The sequence below is a fragment of the Streptomyces sp. NPDC057474 genome, from assembly GCF_042802555.1.
GTDB lineage: Bacteria > Actinomycetota > Actinomycetes > Streptomycetales > Streptomycetaceae > Streptomyces.
Map to the genome: position 1 here is coordinate 1 of NZ_JBHVDX010000201.1, position 19,426 is coordinate 19,426.

At 70.3% G+C, this 19,426-nt stretch carries 13 protein-coding genes; 9 read left to right on the forward strand and 4 right to left on the reverse strand.

The features are described 5' to 3' along the window. Window positions 1-37 precede the first annotated feature (37 nt). From ACFU53_RS37305 to ACFU53_RS37315, 3 genes are all read right to left on the reverse strand, one after another. Window positions 38-3,085 (reverse strand): alpha-mannosidase, encoded by a 3,048-nt coding sequence (locus tag ACFU53_RS37305; protein ID WP_384003006.1) that lies wholly within the window; start codon window positions 3,083-3,085, stop codon window positions 38-40. A 58-nt stretch (window positions 3,086-3,143) separates the two neighbouring features. Further along, window positions 3,144-4,484 (reverse strand): 6-phospho-beta-glucosidase, encoded by a 1,341-nt coding sequence (locus ACFU53_RS37310; RefSeq protein WP_384003009.1) that lies wholly within the window; start codon window positions 4,482-4,484, stop codon window positions 3,144-3,146. A gap of 75 nt (window positions 4,485-4,559) precedes the next feature. Next, window positions 4,560-5,309 (reverse strand): DeoR/GlpR family DNA-binding transcription regulator, encoded by a 750-nt coding sequence (locus ACFU53_RS37315; RefSeq protein ID WP_384003036.1) that lies wholly within the window; start codon window positions 5,307-5,309, stop codon window positions 4,560-4,562. Between the two features lie 150 nt (window positions 5,310-5,459). Between ACFU53_RS37315 and ACFU53_RS37320 the strand changes: the two genes are divergently transcribed. The 8 genes from ACFU53_RS37320 to ACFU53_RS37355 all read left to right on the forward strand — a co-directional run bounded on the left by ACFU53_RS37320 (window position 5,460) and on the right by ACFU53_RS37355 (window position 17,313). Then, the gene (locus ACFU53_RS37320; RefSeq protein WP_384003012.1) at window positions 5,460-6,479 is read left to right on the forward strand and encodes a carbohydrate kinase family protein; all 1,020 of its coding nucleotides are present in this window, start codon (window positions 5,460-5,462) and stop codon (window positions 6,477-6,479) included. Window positions 6,480-6,533: 54 nt separating this feature from the next. Next, window positions 6,534-7,814, forward strand: coding sequence for an ABC transporter substrate-binding protein (locus tag ACFU53_RS37325; RefSeq protein WP_384003015.1), 1,281 nt, complete (start codon window positions 6,534-6,536; stop codon window positions 7,812-7,814). Window positions 7,815-7,848: 34 nt separating this feature from the next. Then, complete coding sequence (locus tag ACFU53_RS37330; RefSeq protein ID WP_384003039.1) at window positions 7,849-8,823, forward strand: carbohydrate ABC transporter permease; 975 nt, start codon at window positions 7,849-7,851, stop codon at window positions 8,821-8,823. Continuing rightward, on the forward strand, window positions 8,820-9,689 hold the full coding sequence (locus ACFU53_RS37335; RefSeq protein ID WP_384003018.1) for a carbohydrate ABC transporter permease: 870 nt from the start codon (window positions 8,820-8,822) through the stop codon (window positions 9,687-9,689). Before ACFU53_RS37330 ends, ACFU53_RS37335 begins: the two co-directional genes overlap by 4 nt. Window positions 9,690-9,771: 82 nt before the next feature. Continuing rightward, window positions 9,772-10,725 carry an alkaline phosphatase family protein gene (locus tag ACFU53_RS37340; protein WP_384003042.1) on the forward strand — a complete coding sequence of 318 codons (954 nt, stop codon included), beginning with the start codon at window positions 9,772-9,774 and terminating at the stop codon, window positions 10,723-10,725. Further along, entirely contained in the window at window positions 10,722-13,673 is a 2,952-nt protein-coding gene (locus ACFU53_RS37345) for a glycoside hydrolase family 2 TIM barrel-domain containing protein (RefSeq protein ID WP_384003021.1), read from the forward strand. The genes ACFU53_RS37340 and ACFU53_RS37345 overlap by 4 nt, the downstream gene beginning before the upstream one ends. Window positions 13,674-13,718: 45 nt before the next feature. Then, window positions 13,719-15,584, forward strand: a complete 1,866-nt coding sequence (locus tag ACFU53_RS37350) for a LamG-like jellyroll fold domain-containing protein (RefSeq protein ID WP_384003024.1) — start codon at window positions 13,719-13,721, stop codon at window positions 15,582-15,584. Between the two features lie 34 nt (window positions 15,585-15,618). Beyond that, window positions 15,619-17,313, forward strand: coding sequence for a PHP domain-containing protein (locus tag ACFU53_RS37355; RefSeq protein WP_384003027.1), 1,695 nt, complete (start codon window positions 15,619-15,621; stop codon window positions 17,311-17,313). A gap of 257 nt (window positions 17,314-17,570) precedes the next feature. On the opposite strand, the gene ACFU53_RS37360 is transcribed toward ACFU53_RS37355, so the two are convergent. Next, window positions 17,571-18,689 carry a helix-turn-helix domain-containing protein gene (locus ACFU53_RS37360; protein WP_384003030.1) on the reverse strand — a complete coding sequence of 373 codons (1,119 nt, stop codon included), beginning with the start codon at window positions 18,687-18,689 and terminating at the stop codon, window positions 17,571-17,573. Between the two features lie 311 nt (window positions 18,690-19,000). Between ACFU53_RS37360 and ACFU53_RS37365 the strand changes: the two genes are divergently transcribed. Further along, window positions 19,001-19,393, forward strand: a complete 393-nt coding sequence (locus tag ACFU53_RS37365; protein WP_384003033.1) for a peptidase inhibitor family I36 protein — start codon at window positions 19,001-19,003, stop codon at window positions 19,391-19,393. The last annotated feature ends 33 nt before the right edge of the window (window positions 19,394-19,426 follow it).

Below are 19,426 nucleotides of genomic sequence, written 5' to 3' on the forward strand. Positions count from 1 at the left end.
GTTTTACGCCTTTCTTAATTCTTGATGGGAACGGCGGTCACCGTTCCCCCACCGCCAGCCGCAGCGTCTGCACCTCGAACGGGCGCAGCGTCACCGGGACGCCGTTCCCGTCCGTGGCCGCCTCCGACAGGGGGCGTTCCAGCAGGTCGGTGATCTGGGCGCCGGCGAGCGGGAAGCCGGTGCGCAGGACGCCCTGGGCCCGGCCGCCGCACGACTCGTAGATCCGGACCACGACGTCGCCGGAGGCGTCGTCGGCGAGCTTGACCGCCTCGACGGTCACACCGTCTCCGTCCACGGAGACGACCGGCTCGGGGGCGCCCGCCGCGTCCGCGACGCGCAGCGGCAGGTTGAGGGCGTAACCCTCGGCGACCGCGTCCGCGATGCTCGCGCCGGGGAGGAGGGAGTAGGTGATGTGGTGCTTGCCCTGGTCGGCCTCGGGGTCCGGGATGCGCGGGGCGCGGACCAGGCTGAGGCGGACCGTGGTGGTCGTACCGCCGTCCTCGCGGACCGTGCGGGAGACGTCGTGGCCGTACGTGGAGTCGTTGATCACCGCCACGCCGTAGCCGGGCTCGGCCACGTGCACCCAGCGGTGGCCGGAGACCTCGAAGCGGGCCGCCTCCCAGCTGGTGTTGGTGTGGGTGGGGCGCTGGATGTGGCCGAACTGGATCTCGGCGGAGGAGTGGGGCGCGCGGACGTCGATCGGGAAGCCGGCCTTGAGGAACTTCTCGGCCTCGTGCCAGTCGATGTCCGTCTCGAAGTCGATCCGGGGGCTGCCGGCGCGCAGGGTGATCGTCTGGGTGATGCGGGAGCCCTTGCCGAACGATCGCTCCACGCGGATGGCCCCGACGAGGGGGTCCTCCTCGACCACGGTCACGGACTCGGCGTCCAGCAGGTCCGTGTAGCGGTTCTTGTAGTGCTTGTCGACGTCCCAGGCGTCCCAGTAGTTCGGGAGGTCGGTGTGCAGACGGAGCAGGTTGCCCGTGTCGCCGAGGACCTCGCGGTCGGCGGCCAGGTCCCGTACGGACGCCAGGGTTCCGTCCTCGGCAACCTCCACCCGGACCAGGCCGTTGTCGAGGACGCGGCCGGAGACGGTGACGGGGTGCGGGGGCTCGGTGGCGGTCAGGGGTGCGCTGCCGTTCGCGGGTACCTTCACGTACACCGGTGCACCCGCGGACGTACGGACCACTTCGGCCCGGTCACGCGGACTGGTGTTGAAGACACGCGAGTCACCGCCGCCGAGCGCCGAGATCGCCTCGGCCGTCAGCTCCTCCAGTTCCTTCGCCACCCTCGCGTACTCCGCCTCCGCCTCGCGGTGGACCCAGGCGATCGAGGAGCCCGGCAGGATGTCGTGGAACTGGTGGAGGAGGACCGTCTTCCAGAGGCGGTCGAGCTTTTCGTACGGGTAGGCGTAGCCGGGCGCGTGGAGCGCGGCCGTCGTCGCCCACAGCTCCGCCTCGCGCAGCTTGTGCTCGCTGCGGCGGTTGCCCTGCTTGGTGCGGGCCTGGGAGGTGTAGGTGGCGCGGTGGAGCTCCAGGTACAGCTCGCCGTTCCAGACGGGGGCGTCCTCGTACTCGGCGCGGGCCTTGGCGAAGAACTCGTCGGGGTGTTCGACGACGACCTTCGGTGAGCCCTCCAGGTCCGCCAGGCGTCGGGCGCGTTCCATGATCTCGCGGGTGGGGCCGCCACCGCCGTCGCCCCAGCCGAAGGGCGCGAGGGAACGGGTGCCGCCCCCCTTCTCCTGGTAGTTGCGGACGGCGCGGTCCATCTCCTCGCCGCTGAAGCGGGCGTTGTAGGTGTCGACCGGCGGGAAGTGGGTGAAGATGCGGGTGCCGTCGATGCCCTCCCACCAGAACGTGTGGTGGGGGAACCTGTTGGTCTGGTTCCAGGAGATCTTCTGGGTGAGGAACCAGTCGTTGCCGGCGAGCTTGGCGAGCTGCGGGTAGGAGGCGTTGTAGCCGAAGGAGTCCGGCAGCCAGACGCCCTTGGTCTCGATGCCGAAGTGCTCGATGAAGAAGCGCTTGCCGTGGACGAGCTGGCGGGCGATGGCCTCACCGCCGGGCAGGTTGCCGTCGGACTCGACCCACATGCCGCCGACCGGCACCCACTGGCCCTTGTCGACGGCCTTCTTGATGCGCTCCCACACCTGCGGGTAGTTGTCGCGCACCCACTCGTACTGCACGGCCTGGGAGCAGGCGAAGATGAAGTCCTCGTACTCGTCGGCCAGCGCGGTGACGTTGGAGAAGGTGCGGGACGTCTTGCGCTTGGTCTCGCGGATGGGCCAGAGCCAGGCGGAGTCGATGTGGGCGTGGCCGACGCCGGAGACGGTGTGGGCGCTGGCGTGGGCGGGCTTGGCGAGGACGGGGGCGAGGATCTCGCGGACGGCCGTCGCGCTGCCGGAGACGTCGTCGAGGTCGACGGCGTCCATGGCCCGGTCCAGGGCGTGCAGGATCTCGTGGCGGCGGGGTTCGTGCTCGCCGAGGTGGACCATCAGTTCGCGCAGCACCTGGAGGTCCAGGTCGAGGTGGAAGACCTCCTCGTCGAGGACGGCGAGGTCGGCGCGCCGGAAGGTGTAGAGCGGCTTGTCGCCGGCGGTGAGGATGTCACCCATCGGCGTGATCTTCGAGAAGTTGTCGGCGAGGATGTCGGGGTTGGACGCGGCCTCGACCAGGTAGTCGATGGTCTCGCCGCCCCGGACGGGGTTGCCGATCGGCACGTACTGGTTGAGCGGGTTGACCGCCTTCAGCGGGGTGCCGTCGGCGAGGTGGACGAGGGCCTCGGCCTGGTTGCCGGGCCAGTCGCCGACGAACCCGAGGTCGATGACGGCCTCGACGCGGCGGCCCGCCCACTCTGCGGGCACCTGTCCACGCATCCGGAACCAGGTCGTGCCCCACGGCGGACCCCACGGGGTGTCCATCGCGAACGGTGTGTACGAGGCGGCCGCGGCCTCCTCGAAGGGGACGGGCTCGCCCGGCGCCTGCCAGGCCTCGACCTCGAAGGGCACGGAGGCCGCGTAGATGGCGGGCTTGATGCGCTGGGTGTGGACGCGCTCGACGCGTTCCTCGATGCGGCGGCGTTCGTCATGCATGGCCGTACGTCTCCTAGCGGGTGCGGCTGCGGATGAGCAAGGGGAAACTGCCCCGTGGCTACTTGAGGTATCCGAGGCCCGGGTGCACGGCCGTGTAGCCGTCGACCAGTTTGCGGGCGACGTTCACCGAGTCCACCAGGGGGTGCAGGGCGAAGGCCTTCACCGCGGTGGTACGGGAACTCGACTCGGCGGCGGCCAGGACCTCACGTTCGACGGCCTTGACCGCGCAGACCAGACCGGTGGCGTGGTCGGGCAGGGGGGCCACGGCGACCGGGTGGGCACCGTTGGCGTCGACCAGGCAGGGCACCTCGATGACGGCCTCGGTGTCGAGGGCCGAGAGGGTGCCCTTGTTGCGGACGTTGAGGATGAGGGTGGTGCGCTCGTCGCGCGCGATGGCCCGCATCAGGGCGAGGGCGACCTTCTCGTAGCCGCCGGACAGGTCGTCGGCGTCGCGTTCGCCGGCGCCCGCCGTCTCCCGGTTCTCCGACATGTAGGTGGCCTCGCGCTCGGCGCGGGTGCGGTCCCAGGCCTTCAGCGCGAGGGCGTCGGGGCGGCGCATCTCCTCGTAGAAGTGGGCCTGCTGGTCCTTGAGGAAGGCACCGCGGGTCTTCTCGACCGCCTGGTAGGAGCGGACGGCCTCGCGGTTGAAGTAGTAGTAGTGCAGATACTCGTTCGGGATCGCGCCGAGGGACTGGAGCCAGTCGACGCCGAAGAGCTTGCCCTCCTCGAAGGAGCCGAGGAGGTCACGGTCGGCGAGCAGGCGCGGGAGTTCGTCACGGCCGGCGATGTACAGGCCGCGGACCCAGCCGAGGTGGTTGAGGCCGACGTAGTCGATCCAGGCCTCCTTCGGATTCGCGGCGCCGAGGACGCGGGCGATGCGGCGGCCGAGGCCGACGGGTGAGTCGCAGATGCCGATGACGCGGTCGCCGAGGTGGCGGGACATGGCCTCGGTGACCAGGCCCGCCGGGTTGGTGAAGTTGATGACCCAGGCGTCGGGGGCGAGCCGGGCCACACGCTGCGCGATGTCCACGGCGACCGGGACCGTGCGCAGGCCGTAGGCGATGCCGCCGGCGCCGACGGTCTCCTGGCCGAGGACGCCTTCGTCGAGGGCGACCCGCTCGTCGTTCGCGCGGCCCTCCAGGCCGCCGACGCGGATCGCGGAGAAGATGAAGTCGGCGCCGCGCAGGGCCTCGTCGAGGTCGGTGGTGGCGGTCACCTCGGGGGCGTCGGGCACGTCCGCCGCCTGCTCGGCGAGGACCCGGGTGACGGCGGAGAGCCGCTCGGCGTCCAGGTCGTGCAGCACGACATGGGTGACCCGGCCCTCGGCGCGGTCCCCGAGGAGCGCCCCGTACACGAGGGGCACCCGGAATCCTCCGCCGCCCAGAATCGTCAGCTTCACGCAACTACCACCTTTGCCGATCGTGCATACATGCGGGCCGTCCCGACACGTGTCAGCCGCCCCGCCCCGAGGCGGTCATACGGTGACCACCTCGACCCCCGCGTCCTCGAACGAGGACCGTGTGCCCGGGTCCACCGACCCGTTGGTCACGACCACGTCGAGTTCCCCGGGACCGCAGACCCGCGCCATCCCCGTACCGGGGAACTTCGCGGAGTCGGCGAGCAGGACGACCTTGTCGCCGGCCTTGATCATCGCGCGTTTGACCGGGACCTCGACGACGGTCGTGTCCATCACCTGTCCGCCGGGCCGCACCCCGCTCGTGCCGAGGAACAGCCAGTCGGCGTGCAGCTGCCGGAGGTTGTCCTCGGTGAGGAAGCCGACGAGGGAACGGTACTCGCGGCGGACCATGCCGCCGAGCAGCACCAGTTCGATGCCCTCGTCGTCGGCCAGCTCCTCGTAGACCACCAGGTTGCTGGTGATCACGGTGAGGCGACGGCCGTGCAGCTGCCGGGCCAGGCGGTAGGCGGTGGTCCCGATGTCGAGGAGCACGGACTGACCGTCGCGGACCATCGAGGCGGCCTGGGCCGCTATCGCGTCCTTCTCGGTCACCCGCATCTCGGCGACCTCGGCGAAGGGCTGGTCGCCCTCGTCCACGACCGCGCCGCCGTGCACACGGGTGAGCAGCCCCTCCTCCTCCAGCCTGACGAGGTCACGCCGGATGGTGGCGGGGCTCACACCGAGCTGTTCGGACAGGTCGGTGACGGCCGCCGGGCCCCCTGATCGCAGGGCCCGCAGGATGAGTTGGTGTCGTCGCTCTGCCAGCACGCGCTGAACAGTACTCGTCATTCCCAATCATTTCCATGCTCACTTCTGCTCGACTCTTGCCAAACTTCCCGGAGGCGCGCACGATCTGTGCACCGAAATTGAAGACTTTTGAAGAGTGATCCTCGAGAGTCTCGACGAGAGGGTGCACGCGTGGACGACGACCGGCCCGATGCGCTGCTGACCGGGCTGCTCTTCTACGACCTCGTGCTCACGGGGCTGGGCAAGCCGCCCACACCCGGCGAGGAGATCTGGACCGACGGCATGGGCTGCGGTCCGGGCGGCATCGCCAACCTGGCCGTGGCCGCAGCCCGTTTCGGCCTGAAGACCTCCCTGGCCACGGTCTTCGGCGACGACTACTACGGCGCCTACTGCCGTGACGTCCTCGCCGGACAGGAGAACGTCGACCTCTCCCTCTCTCGCACCGCCGACGGCTGGCACACCCCCGTCACCGTCTCCCTCGCCCACGGTCACGACCGGGCCCTGGTCACCCACGGCCAGGAGCCGCCGTACTCGCAGGACGTGTTGATGGGCGACCCGCCCGAGTCGCGCACGGCGCTCGTGCACATCGAGGCCGAGCCGCGCGAGTGGCTCGCCAAGGCCGCCGCGAACGGCACGCACATCTACGCGGACGTCGGCTGGGACCCCACCCAGCAGTGGTCCCGCGACCTGCTCGACCAGCTCGCCCTGTGCCACGCCTTCCTCCCCAACGAGACCGAGGCGATGGCGTACACCCGTACCGACAGCGCGGTCGCCGCGCTCGGCACGCTGAGCGAACTGGTGCCGGTGGCCGTGGTCACCCGCGGCGGCGAGGGCGCGGTCGCGGTGGACCAGACGACCGGCGAGTACGCGGAGGTCCCGGCCCTGGACGTCGACGTGCTCGACGCGACGGGCGCCGGCGACGTCTTCGGCGCGAGCTTCGTCGCCGCCTCCCTCGGCGGCTGGCCGCTGGTGGAGCGGCTGCGGTTCGCCGTGCTGTCCGCCGGACTGTCCGTGGGGCATCACGGCGGAGGTCTGGCCGCGCCCGGCTGGTACGGCGTCGACCGCTGGTGGCGCTCGCTGACCGACCCCGACCTGAAGAAGACCTACGGCTTCCTCGCGCACCGCATCCCGGCGGAACTCGGCCCACCGGTGCACCACGCCCCGGTCACCCCACCCGCACGGCTGCCCTGAACCCCCCGCAAAAAGCCCCGTAGTACCACGAACAGGAACAAACAGGAGTGACCCGTGGACCTTTCTCGTAGAGGCTTCCTCCAGGCTGCCGTGCTCACCGCGGCGGCCTCCGGCCTGACCGTCGCATGTGGCGGCGACTCGGAATCCGGCGGCACCAAGAACGGCAAGAACCTCACCATGTGGTACTGGGGCGGAGCCCTCAGCGACAAGGTGGTCGCCGAGGCCAAGACGCAGTTCAGCAGCCAGATCAAGCTGACCAGCTCCTCCATCGGCGGCGACTTCAAGCAGAAGCTCACCACCACCCTCTCGGCGGGCGGCTCCTCGGTGCCGGACATCACCGGTATCAAGGGCGAGGACATCGCCTCCTTCCTGCCCAACGCCGACCGCTTCCTCGACCTGAACGACCTGGGCTTCAAGAAGATCTCGTCCCAGTACCTGGAGTGGAAGACCAAGCTCGCCCAGACCGAGGACGGCAAGCAGATCGGCTTCCCGATCGACATCGGCCCCACCGCGCTCTTCTACCGCGCGGACCAGTTCGACAAGGCCGGGCTGCCCACCGACCCGGCCAAGGTCGCCGCCGAGGCCAAGACCTGGGACGGCTACTTCGCGCTCGGCTCGGAGCTGAAGAAGGCGCTGCCCGGCACCTTCCTGATCAACAACATGGGCTCGGTGTTCAACATCGCGGTCGGCCAGGGCGCCAAGCGGTTCATCGACCAGGACAACCACTTCATCGGTGACCAGGACCACATCCGCGCCGCGTGGGACACGGCGATCCGCGCCTACACGCTCGGGCTCGACGCCAAGATCAACGACAACAGCTGGAACGCCGCCGTCGGCAAGAGCCTGACCACCGAAGTCGGCGCCGCCTGGCACGCGCTGGACATCGAGTCGGCGGCCCCGGACACCAAGGGCAAGTGGCGGGTCTGCGCGACGCCGGGCGGGCCCGCCAACCAGGGCGGCTCCTATCTGACCCTGCCCAAGCAGTGCCGGAACCCCGAAGAGGCATTCAAGATCATCAGCTGGATCCTCAGCCCGGACAACAACGCCAAGAGCTTCACCGACGCCGCCATCTTCCCCGCCTCCCCGGACTCGTACGCGATGGAGGCCATGACGGGCCCTGACGCCTTCTTCGGCGGACAGAAGATCATCGAGGTCTTCGGCCCGGCCGCCGAGGCCATCCCCGTCAGCTACGAGGCACCCGCCGACTCCGCGGTCATGGCTCCCTTCATGGCCGAGCTGACCAGCATCGAGGCCAAGGGCAAGAAGCCCGACGACGCCTGGAAGGACGCGGTCAGCCAGGCCAAGCAGATCGCCAGGCGGCAGGGGGTGAACTGAGGTGTCGTCACCTCCGGTCACCGGTCCCGCCACGGTGCCTGAGCACCGTGGTGGGCCGGGCCCGGCCCGCTTCCGCCCGCGGCGCACCCCGCCCGCGGGCGTCGCGCGGCCCGAACGTCGCGGGGTATTGTCGTACTGGCGGCAGTACCTGGCGATCTCGCCCTTCTACCTGATCTTCATCGCCTTCTCGTTCGTCCCCGTTTTCTATTCGCTGTATCTGGCTTTCCAGCGCTACGACGGTCTGGGCACCAAGCAGTTCGTGGGTCTCCAGCAGTTCGAGTTCCTCTGGAGCGACCCGGTCTTCTGGCTGTCGATCCGCAACACCCTGGTGATCTGGGTCCTGTCCACCGTTCCCACGCTCTTCGGCGCCCTGGTGCTGGCGACGCTGCTGCATTCGGTGCGCCGCTTCAAGGGCTTCTACCGCATCGCCCTCTACGTGCCGAACGTGACGTCGATCGTCGCCGTGGCGATCTTCTTCGGCGCGGTGTTCAGCAACGACTTCGGCCTGGTCAACGCGATCCTGGGCACGGTCGGCATCTCACCCGTCCCGTGGCTGAGCAACCCGTGGCTGATCAAGGTGGTCATCGCGCTGCTGATGACCTGGATGTGGACCGGCTACAACATGATCATCTACCTGGCCGGCCTCCAGGCCATCCCGCAGTCGCTCTACGAGGCGGCCAAGATGGACGGCGCCGGCCCCATCCGCACGTTCTTCCAGATCACCATTCCGATCATGCGGCCGATCATCCTGTTCACCGTGGTCATCTCGACCATCAACGGTCTGCAGAGCTTCAGCGAACCCCAGGTCCTCTTCGCCAGCAACGCCGCCAACCAGAACCTCGGCGGCCCGGGCCAGGCGGGCCTGACCACGCTGCTGTACTTCTACCAGTCGGCCTTCCTCGACAACGACTACGGCTACGGCGCGGCCATCGTGTGGGCCTTCTTCGTACTGATCATCGTGCTCGTCGTCATCAACTGGCGCATCGTGCAACGAGGGAGGAAGTCATGACGACAGCCGCCACGCCACGGCCGGCCACGGGCGCGAAGCGGCCGCGCCGCCCCAAGGGCCTGTCCGCGCACGTCTTCCTCATCGTCGCCGTCCTGATCTCGGTCTTCCCGTTCGTGTGGACGATCGTGATGGCGACCAACACCACACGTGACATCTACAAGAGCCCACCGAAGCTGACCTTCGGCTCCCATCTGCTGGAGAACATCCGGGGTGTGCTCGACACGGTCGACTTCTTCGGGTCGATGCTCAACACGGTCGTCATCGCGTGCGTCACCACGGTCCTGGTGCTGTTCGTCGACTCCCTGGCGGCCTTCGCCTTCGCCAAGTTCGAATTCCCCGGGCGCAAGTGGCTCTTCGGCACGCTGCTGGTGTTCATGATGCTGCCGCTGCAGCTGGCCGTCCTGCCGCAGTTCATCCTGATGTCCGAGCTCGGCTGGGTGGGCATGCTCAAGGCGCTGGTCTGGCCCGCCCTCTCCAACGCCTTCGGCATCTTCTGGCTGCGCCAGTACATCGAGACCGGTGTGCCCGACGAACTGCTCGACGCGGCGCGCATCGACGGCGCCGGTTTCTTCCGTCAGTACTGGAACGTCGCGCTGCCGATGATCAAGCCCGCGTTGTCCTTCCTCGCCATCTACGCCTTCGTCGGTGCCTGGAACGACTACGTCTGGCCCCTCATCGTGCTCACCAACCCCGAACACGTCACCCTCCAGGTGGAGCTGGCCCAGCTCAACGTCGGCCACAACACCGACTACAGCATGGTCATGGCCGGTGTGCTCATGGCGTCCATCCCGCTGGTCGTGGTCTTCGCGATCTTCGCTCGCGGGTTCATCGCGGGCGCCACCGAAGGCGCGGTACAGGGCAGCTGAAGCGGTGTCGAGACAGAGGTGCGCGGTGGTGGATGTCGGCGGCGGAGGTCGACCGGGGCGCGGCAAGGTGCTCGTGGTGGGTATGGACGGGGTGCGCTTCGACCGGCTGCCCCTCCCCCAGCCTCCGGCCGGGGGGACCCCTCTCCCGCTTCGCTCGCCGTCCACGGCACCCGTGCTGCACGGTCTGATGGCCGCGGGCGCCCACGGCAGCAGCCTGCTGCCCTACGGCGAGGTGGACGGTCAGGCCGAGGACGGGCCGTCCACCAGCATGGCCTACACCGACTCCGGCCCCGGCTGGTCGAGCGTGCTGACCGGGGTGTGGCCCGACCGGCACGGGGTGACCGGCAACGACTTCACCGGCGCCGACTACATCCGCTACCCCGACTTCCTCAGCCGCGCCGCCGCCGCGCGGCCCGGTCTGCGCACTGCGGCCGCGGTGTCCTGGCCGGAACTGGTCCACCGCGGCACCCTGGGGCCCGCCGTCGGCAGGCGCGTGCCGTACGACGGCGAGTCCGACGGTTACGAGAGCGCCGACCGGCTCGTCGCCGACACCGCCGTGCGCTGGCTCACCGAGGACGACCCGGACGTCGTGTTCGTGTACTTCGGCGCCACCGACGAGGCCGGCCACGCCACGGGCCCCCTCGGCCCCGCCTACGACCAGGCCCTCCTCGCCCAGGACGCCCACCTCGGGCGGCTGCTGGACGCCGTCGACGCCCGGCGCTCCGACCCCGTCCGCGCGGACGAGCACTGGACGGTCCTGGTCACCACCGACCACGGCCATCTCGACACCGGCGGCCACGGCGGCGACACGCGCGCCGAGCGGGAGGTCTTCGTCGTCCTCGCCGAGCCCGGAACATCCGGAACATCCGGAACATCCGGCGGCACTCTGCTGGACTCGCCCCGCCTCATCGACATCGCCCCCACCGTCCTGGACCGTCTCGGCATCCCCGTCGACCCCGCCTGGGGCCTGCGGGGCCGCGTCCTGCCCCGGCCGGCCACGTCCCCCTTTTCACCACCGACTTCGGAACGGTCATGACCGACGCACTCTTCGCCCTGCGCCCCTGGGAAGCACCCGAGGTGACCTCCTGGGGGCGACTGCCCATGAACGCCGTCGACCGGCGCGACCGGGCGCTGTCGCTCGACGGCCGTTGGCGGTTCCAGCTGTTGCCGTCACCCGAGCGGGAACCCGGCCCCGGCTGGTCCTGGGCCGAACTCCCCGGTTCCTGGGCCCTCCAGGTGGCGGAGGACCCGCCGCAGTACACCAACGTCCGTATGCCGTGGGCGCAGTTCCCGCCTGACTCGCCGGTCGAGAACCCGACCGGTGTGTACGAGCGGGAGGTCGACATACCCGCCGACTGGGCCGGCCGCCGGATCGTCCTGCACGTCGGCGCGGCCGAGAGCGTGCTGCTCGTCCATGTGGACGGACGGCCGGCCGGCATCTCCAAGGACTCCCATCTGGCCGCCGAGTTCGACCTTTCCGGGCTGGTCCGTCCCGGGCGGAAGGCCACCGTGCGGCTCACGGTGGTGAAGTGGTCCGACGCCTCGCACATCGAGGACCAGGACCAGTGGTGGCTCGGCGGGATCACCCGCCCGGTGCTGCTGTACGCCACCGATCCGCTGTATCTCGCGGACGTGAGCGTGCGGGCGCGCCGCGACGGGGAGCTGCGGGTGGACTGCCGGGTGCGCTCGGCAGCGGGGACGGGCGCGCTGCCCGCCGGGTGGTACGTCAGCGGGGAGCTGGACGGCCTGGAGCTGGCCCAGGACATCGAGTTCGACCGGCTCAACACCGAGGACGACCGGGTCTCCGACTTCCTCGGCGAGGCCCGCATGGGCACGGTCGTCCCCGACGTACGGACCTGGAACGCCGAGACCCCCGAGCTGTACGACCTCACCGTCCGCCTGCACCGCGCCGACGGCACGGTCGCCGACACCTCGCACCACCGGGTCGGCTTCCGCGAGGTCGAGATCCGCGGCCGGGACCTGCTGGTCAACGGGGAGCGCGTCTACATCCGGGGCGTCAACCGGCACGACTTCCATCCGCTGACCGGGCGGACGGTGTCGTACGAGGACCTGCGCGCGGACCTGCTGACGCTGAAGCGGTTCGGCTTCAACGCGATCCGCACCTCCCACTATCCGGGCGACCCCACGCTGTACGACCTCACGGACGAACTCGGCTTCTACGTCGTCGACGAGGCGGACATCGAGTCCCACGACCACGCCCACGAGATCGCAGACGACCCGCGCTATCTGAACGCCTTCGTGGACCGCGTCTCCCGGATGGCCCTACGGGACAAGAACCATCCGTCGGTGATCGTCTGGTCGCTGGGCAACGAGTCCGACTACGGGGCGAACCACGACGCCGCGGCGGGCTGGCTGCGACGCCACGATCCGACCCGGCCGGTGCAGTACGAGGGGGCCGCGAAGCTGGACTGGGCTGCCACGGACGACGCCTCCGACATCGCCTGCCCGATGTACGCGCCCATCGAGGACTGCGTGGCGCACGCGCTGTCGGGTGAGCAGACCAGGCCGCTGATCCAGTGCGAGTACTCGCACGCCATGGGCAACAGCAACGGCACCCTGGCCGACACTTGGGCCGCCATCGAGGCCACACCGGGTCTTCAGGGCGGGTTCATCTGGGAGTTCTGGGACCACGGCATCCTCCAACATGTGAACGACGGACGACCGGCCGGGCGTGGGGGCACCGGGCTGTACGAGAACGGGGTCGCCGGACCCGGCCTGCGCTGGGCCTACGGCGGCGACTTCGGCGAGACGATCCACGACGGCGCCTTCATCGCCGACGGGGTGGTCTTCCCCGACCGCACACCCAAGCCGGTGATGTTCGAACACCGCGAGATCGCCGCCCCGGTGCGGCTGTCCGTGGAGGGCGAGGGCACCTGGCGGGTGCTGCGCGTGCACAACCGGCAGCACTTCCGCGATCTGTCGTGGCTGGCCGCCGAGTGGGAGTTCGCGGCGGCCGACGGCGGCACCTGGACGCTGCCGGCCCAGCTGCCCGACGTACCGCCCGGCGGCTCGGCCGTGATCGACCGGCCCGAGGTGCTCGACGGGGCAGGCGAGATCTGGCTGACGCTGCGCGTGACCACGGCCACCGACGAGGCCTGGGCGCCGCGCGGCACCGAGGTGTGCTTCCCGCAGGTGCGGTGGTACGCGGCGGACGAGGGCGAGCCGGTGGTGGGCGCCGAGGAGGACCTCGGGCACATCCCGCCGCCGGAGACGGACGACACCGGGCTGCTGCTCCACCCGCTGCTCGCCTCCCCGCCGGGCTTGAGCCTGTGGCGGGCCCCGACCGACAACGACGTCCTCGGCGGTATGGCCGAGCGCTGGCGCGAACTGGGTCTGGACCGCGCGGAGCGCGAGCCGGTCGCCGTGGAGCGCAAGGGTTCCACCGTGCGGGTCCGGTCCCGCTGGATGACAGGGGCCGGAGCCGTCGAACACGAGCAGGCGTTCACGGCGCTGGTGGACGGCCGGGTGCTCGTCGAGGAGACGGCCGTGCTGCCCGAGGAGCTGACGGACGTGGCCCGCGTCGGCACGGTGTTCGAGACCGTCGACGGCTTCGACCGCCTCGCCTGGTACGGGCAGGGCCCCTGGGAGAGCTACCCGGACCGTGCGGCCGGGGCGCCCGTCGGCCACCACTCGGCCCCCGTGGACGAGCTGTTCACCCCTTACCTGCGGCCGCAGGAGAGCGGGGGCCGGCACGGTGTACGGCACTTCACGCTCTCCGGTGACGACCACGTCCTGTCGGTACGGCTGGACGGACCACGGCAGGTCTCGGTCACCCGCCACCGCGCGGAGGACCTCACCGCCGCCACGCACCACGACGAACTGACTCCCCGGCCGGGCTGCGTGGTCCACATCGACGCGGCGCACCGGGGGCTGGGCACCGCGTCGTGCGGGCCCGACACCTCACCCGAGTATCTCGTCCCGCCGGGTGTCCACCGCTGGTCATGGACGCTGAGGGCACTCTGATCCCACCCCTCCTCCTTCTCTCACGGACCTTCCTACGGAGCACACGTGTGTACTTCGCATGAGCACGACCAGGGCGAGGCGGCCCCGCAGGCCGGCGCCGGCAGACGCAACTTCCTGCGGGCGACCGCGCTGATGGGTGCGGCGGCCGCCGTGCTCCCGGCGGCCGGCGCCGCGCAGGCCGCCGTGGAGGCCCCCGTCTCCGCCGCGTCCGCCGACCGCCTGCGGCCCGACCGGGACAGCCGGCGGTTCACGCTCGCCGTCATGCCCGACACCCAGTACCTCTTCGACGGGCCGAGCATCGACAGGGCGCCCGTCGAGGCGTCGCTGCGCTATCTGCTGGAGGAGGGGCGGGAGGAGAACATCGTCTTCCTCTCCCACCTGGGGGACCTCACGCAGAACGGCGCGAAGGAGGAGTGCTCGGCGATCGGCGAGGCGTTCCGGCTCCTGGACCGCAAGGGCGTCGGCTACAGCGTCCTCGCCGGCAACCACGACGTGCGCTCGTCCACCGACGACCAGCGGGGTTCGACCCCGTACCTGGACGTCTTCGGACCCGCTCGTTTCAAGGGCAGGCCGACCTTCGGGGGTGCCTCCCCGGACGGCTACAACTCCTTCCACCTCTTCGAGGCGGGCGGCCGGCCGTGGATGGTGCTCGCCCTGGACTGGCGGCTCTCCGCGAAGGGCTTCGCCTGGGCGAAGGACGTCCTTGCCCAGCACCCGAAGACACCGGTCGTCCTCACCACGCACGAGCTGGTCGACGGCGACGACTCCCTCTCGTCGTACGGGCAGAAGCTGTGGGACCAGCTGATCAAGGACCACGACCAGATCTTCCTCACCCTCAACGGGCACTACTGGCCGGCGGCGCGCGCGACGCGGAAGAACACCGCTGACAACGATGTCCATCTCCACCTCACCAACTACCAGAACCGGTACTTCGGCGGCGCGGCGATGATCCGCCTCTACCGCTTCGACCTCGACCGGAACACCATCGACGTGGAGACGATCTCCCCGTGGATCCTGGGCCGGGCCGCCAAGGGCCTCAACGAACTGGAGCGGCAGGAGAGCGAACTCTCCGGCGACGCCGACCGGTTCACGGTCGAGATCGACTTCGACGAGCGGTTCGCCGGCTTCGCCCCGGTGCCCGCGCGGGCGGCCCGCCCGGTGTCGAAGATGCTGGTGCCCGGCACGGTCGCGTACTGGCGGTTCGACGGTCAGCAGGACGGGGCGGCCGTCAGCGGCACGATCCCTGACCGCTCGGGGCACGGCAACGACCTCAGCCTGGTCACGGTCGGCGGTGGCACGCTCACCTGGTCCGCCGACCACCACCCGGACCAGCCCGGCCACGGCAGCCTGGAGTTCCACGGCGGCAAGCCTCCGCTGAAGGGCGCGTACCTGCGGACGTTCGACGGGGCGCCGCTCAACTCGGCGACGTTCAAGGACGGTTACACCATCGAGGCGTTCTACCGGCTGCCCGCCGACTGGAACCCGTCGAACCACGCCTGGGCCGGCGTCCTCGGCCGTACCGGCACGGGCGGCGCGGCGGGCAAGACCGCCGACGACCCGGACGAGCCGCTCGCCACGCTGTCGCTGTCGAACGACCGGGAGCCGCAGTGGGCGGTGCGGCCGCTCAACCAGCAGGGCATCGCGACCAACTGGGGCCAGGAGACCCCGCTGGAGACGTGGTGGCACCTCGCGATCGTCAACGACGGCAAGCACACCACGCTCTACGTCCAGGGCTGCCCGGTCGTGCGCAACCCGAAGGCGGCCGCCGTCGGACTGGCCTCCGTCGGCCTGCCCTGGATCCTCGGCGGCTACGAGTACGCCGGGAAGATCGACCAGATCCTGCACGGGCGGCTCGGTGACGTCCGTGTCGTCGAACGGGCGCTGTCCGTCAAGTCGTTCATGAACCACTGAGAAACCACTGAGACGCGAAGGAAGCACACAGACCATGTCCGACCTGTCCGGCACGCACGAGCAGCAGCTGCCCGCCTGGGCCGATCCGTCCGTCTCCCCCGCCGACCTCGACGCGCAGGGCATGTCGCGCCGCGGCCTCCTGCGCGGCGCGGGCCTGTTCGGCGCCGCCTTCGCGATGGGCTCCGCGGGCGCCCTGGCGACACCGGCCGCGGCCTCCGCCGGTTCCCGGCACTACGGTGGCGACGACCCGCGTCTCGCCTACCTCGTCGGCGACCACCACATCCACACCGTCTACAGCCACGACGCCAAGTACACGTTCTCCCAACTGGCCGCGGCGGGCGCCAAGTACGGCCTCGACTGGATGGTGTTCACCGAGCACTCCAACTTCGGGCACGCCGACTTCGGGGCCGCGCTGGAGCACAAGGAGATCCTGCAGGCCCGGGCCGAGAACCCGCGGCAGCTGATCTTCCAGGGCCTGGAGTGGTACATCCCGGCCGCCGAGCACTGCACGGTCTTCACGACCCCCGGCCGGCACGAGGTCGACCTCCTCACCCGCTTCGAGCGCGAGTACGACGGCAAGCTGCTCGGCTACACGGACGGTTCCGTGGGCGGCGCGGACACCGCCCGCAACGAGGCGCACGCCGTCAAGGCCATCAAGTGGCTTGCCCAGCAACGGCGTTCGGGCTACGTCGACGACGTGCTGGTCCTCGCCAACCACCCCCTGCGCCTCGGCATCGACTCCCCGCACGAGATGCGCAACTGGCGGGACGCGGCCCCCGAGATCATGATCGGCATGGAGGGCGCGCCCGGCGCCCAGGGCGCGGCGATCCCCGGCTGGCGGGGGGCCACCTCGATGCGCGGCGAGTACGAGAACAAGCCGTCGGCCCAGTCCTGGCCCGGCTACCCGGCCGAGGCGTACCTCACGTACGGCGGTTTCGACTGGTCGACGGCGACCGTGGGCGGCCTCTGGGACGCCATGCTGGCCGAGGGCAAGCTGTTCTCGATCACCACCAACTCGGACGCCCACCGGATCGTCTTCGACACCTGGAAGAACGGCGACTGGCCGGCCGGGCGGAACTTCGACAACACCGGCAAGCTCCCCGACCCGGTGAACACCGACGCCCCGCAGCCCGGCAGCGACTTCTGGCCCGGCCAGTTCAGCCGCACCCACGTGGGCGTCACCCGCTACGGCTACCGCGCGGTGATGGCGGGCCTGCGGGCCGGCCGCGTCTGGCTCGACCACGGCCATCTGCTCGACGGCCTCGACGTCCGTGTGAAGCGCGACCGCGACCACGGGCGTGGCGTCACCCTGGGCGGCCGGCTACGCGTCCGCAAGGGCGAGAAGCTCACCCTGAACGTGACGGTGACGACCGCGTCCCGCGCCAACCCCCAGGGAATCCTGCCGGAGTTGGCCCACGTCGACGTCATCCGGGGCGCGGTGCGCGGCCCGGTGAGCGACCGGGACGCCTGGAAGGCCCCCGCCACCAAGGTCGTCCACACCAAGGACGTGAGCGGCCGCAAGGGCACGTACACCCTCCGCGTCCCGATCACGGCGGGGGACGAGCCCTTCTACCTCCGGCTGCGGGGCAGCGATGGCAACAGGAACGGCGCGGGCTACCTGGGCGCGTCCATAGACCCGCACGGCCCGATCCCGCACGAGCCGGGCAACGGCGACCCCTGGAAGGACACCTGGTTCTACTCGAACCCCGTGTTCGTGGACGTGAGTTGAGCCTCGGCTTCCACGGGTGCGGGGCCGCATCAATTCGCGGCTCCGCCGCATGGGCGCGACCGGCCACAACCGGTCCGCGGTACCCACGTTACTTGGCCTCTACGGCGAAGAAGGACACCTGGTTCTACTCGAACCCCGTGTTCGTGGACGTGAGTTGAGCCTCGGCTTCCAGGGGCGCGGGGCCGCATCAATTCGCGGCTCCGCCGCATGGGCGCGACCGGCCACAACCGGTCCGCGGTACCCACGCTCCTTGGTCCCTACGGCGAAGCGGAAGGACTGGGACTGAACGCCCGGTCACAGTGGGGCCAGTCGCTGAAGTCCCGGTCCTGGCTCCACAACCGCTTGGCCGCGCGGATGTTCCACTCCGGGTCGAGCGCCTTGCGAGGAGTGCCGCCCAGCTTCGTCAGACGGGCGTCGGAGATCTGGAACAGACCCCAGTTCCTTGTGCCGTTGGTGTTCGGGAGGATGTGCAGCGGGTCGAGGAAGGACTGGCAGTCGGCGATCGCGACCGCGCGGTCCGGTGCCTCGGTGAACACCTCGCGGATGCGCCTGCGCACCTCGTCCTGCGTCCAGGTGTCCATGCGTGCGCCGGACTCGTACAGCGCCTGCTTGGTGGCGTCACCGACCACGCCGTTGGGCGGTTCGATCCCCGCGATCACCTGGAAGGCGGTCACGCGGCGCAGCGTCTGCGGTCCGAAGTCACCGTCCACACCGATCACCGCGCCCTTGGCATGCAGCAGTCCCTGCACCTCGCGTACGCATGTGTCGTGCTGGCCCATGGCCACCACCTCCCGGCACCCGGACGTGAAGAGGGGCCGACTGTCCTTCTTCTGCCGTTCCCCTGCGGCTCCGTCCTGACCGCCGTCGCTTCCCTCGGCCGAGCCCAGCGACGGCAGAGTCCAGGCCATCCCGCCGAGGAACAGCACCGCCAGGCCGAAGGCGACGCCGACGCGGATCCGCCGACGGCTCCACCCCACGGCCCCGGAGCCGTGCGTGGGTTCCGGCGGTTCGTGGGAGGGCTCCGACGGCCCGATGACCGGCTCCGACAGGGCGGCCTCCGGTTCCGGCAACGTCGTCGGCTCCGTGGACTCCGGCTCCGTGGACTCGGGCTCCGTGGACTCGGGCTCCCGGGCGGCGTCCGCCACGGCCCAGAGGCGGTGCAGCGTCCGTAGCTCCTCCGGGGTGGCGCCGCAGGCCACCGCGAGGCGGTGGACGGTGCCGTAGTCCTGCGGTACCGAACTGCCCAGGCAGTAGCGGTGCACGCTGGACCCACTTGTTCCGGCCTTCGCGGCGAGCGCCGCGTAACTGAGTCCCGATCGCTCCTTGAGCGACCGCAGACAGGCGGCGAACCGCTCGGACTCCGTGCACGCAGACACGGGCGCCCCCCTTTTTTCACTTGCTGCCGTGCTGAACGGCGGCGCCGCACGTGGGTCAGACGGCGGCGCGGTGTGTACGGAGATGAGAGGGCGCCCCCCTGGATCCCCCGATCCCCGCGCCCGAGCACACTGTGCCAGAAACAGACCGCCGGAATCCCGCCAACTCCAGCCACTTGTATAACGGATCGCTGACGTTCGTCGCTGTGACGTCCCAGCGCCGTCCCAGCGGCCGGGGGCGCCGCAGGCCGGTCGCGGCACGGCCGTCCCAGCGTCCCACCAACACGGGATCCCTTGTACCGCCCTGCCGCCGATTGCCAACCTCGGGCCGCCCCAGAACGAACCACCCCCCGTCCTTCGCCCTTCCGGCCTCCGCCGCCCACGCGGCTCCCACCGCCGTCGACTGTGCGTCCGGGGACGTCTGCTTCTGGACCGGTGCCAACTTCACCGGGCAGAAGTGCAGTTGGAGCGAGGCCGACCCCGACTGGCGGTCCGGCAACGTCCGGTGTTCCTGGTCGGCCACGCACAACGTCAAGTCCGTCTGGAACGCGGGTACGGCCTCCGACTTCACCGGCGTCGTCTACTACAGGGGCGCCAACCAGGACGAGGACGACCGCGCCGGCTGCACTCGCCAGCAGCACGGCGGCAACCCGGCCGGCACGTACAAGCTCCGCTCGCACAAGTGGACCACGGGCCGCTGCGGCTAGTCCGAACGCCGTAGGGCGGAGCACCCCTGGGGG

What these genes read in the sequence shown, in the direction of transcription:
- ACFU53_RS37305 (WP_384003006.1), bottom strand. Translation starts at nt 3,085, where the DNA reads ATGCATGACGAACGCCGCCGCATCGAGGAACGCGTCGAGCGCGTCCAC.
- ACFU53_RS37335 (WP_384003018.1), top strand. Translation starts at nt 8,820, where the DNA reads ATGACGACAGCCGCCACGCCACGGCCGGCCACGGGCGCGAAGCGGCCG.
- ACFU53_RS37340 (WP_384003042.1), top strand. Translation starts at nt 9,772, where the DNA reads ATGGACGGGGTGCGCTTCGACCGGCTGCCCCTCCCCCAGCCTCCGGCC.
- ACFU53_RS37345 (WP_384003021.1), top strand. Translation starts at nt 10,722, where the DNA reads ATGACCGACGCACTCTTCGCCCTGCGCCCCTGGGAAGCACCCGAGGTG.
- ACFU53_RS37355 (WP_384003027.1), top strand. Translation starts at nt 15,619, where the DNA reads ATGTCCGACCTGTCCGGCACGCACGAGCAGCAGCTGCCCGCCTGGGCC.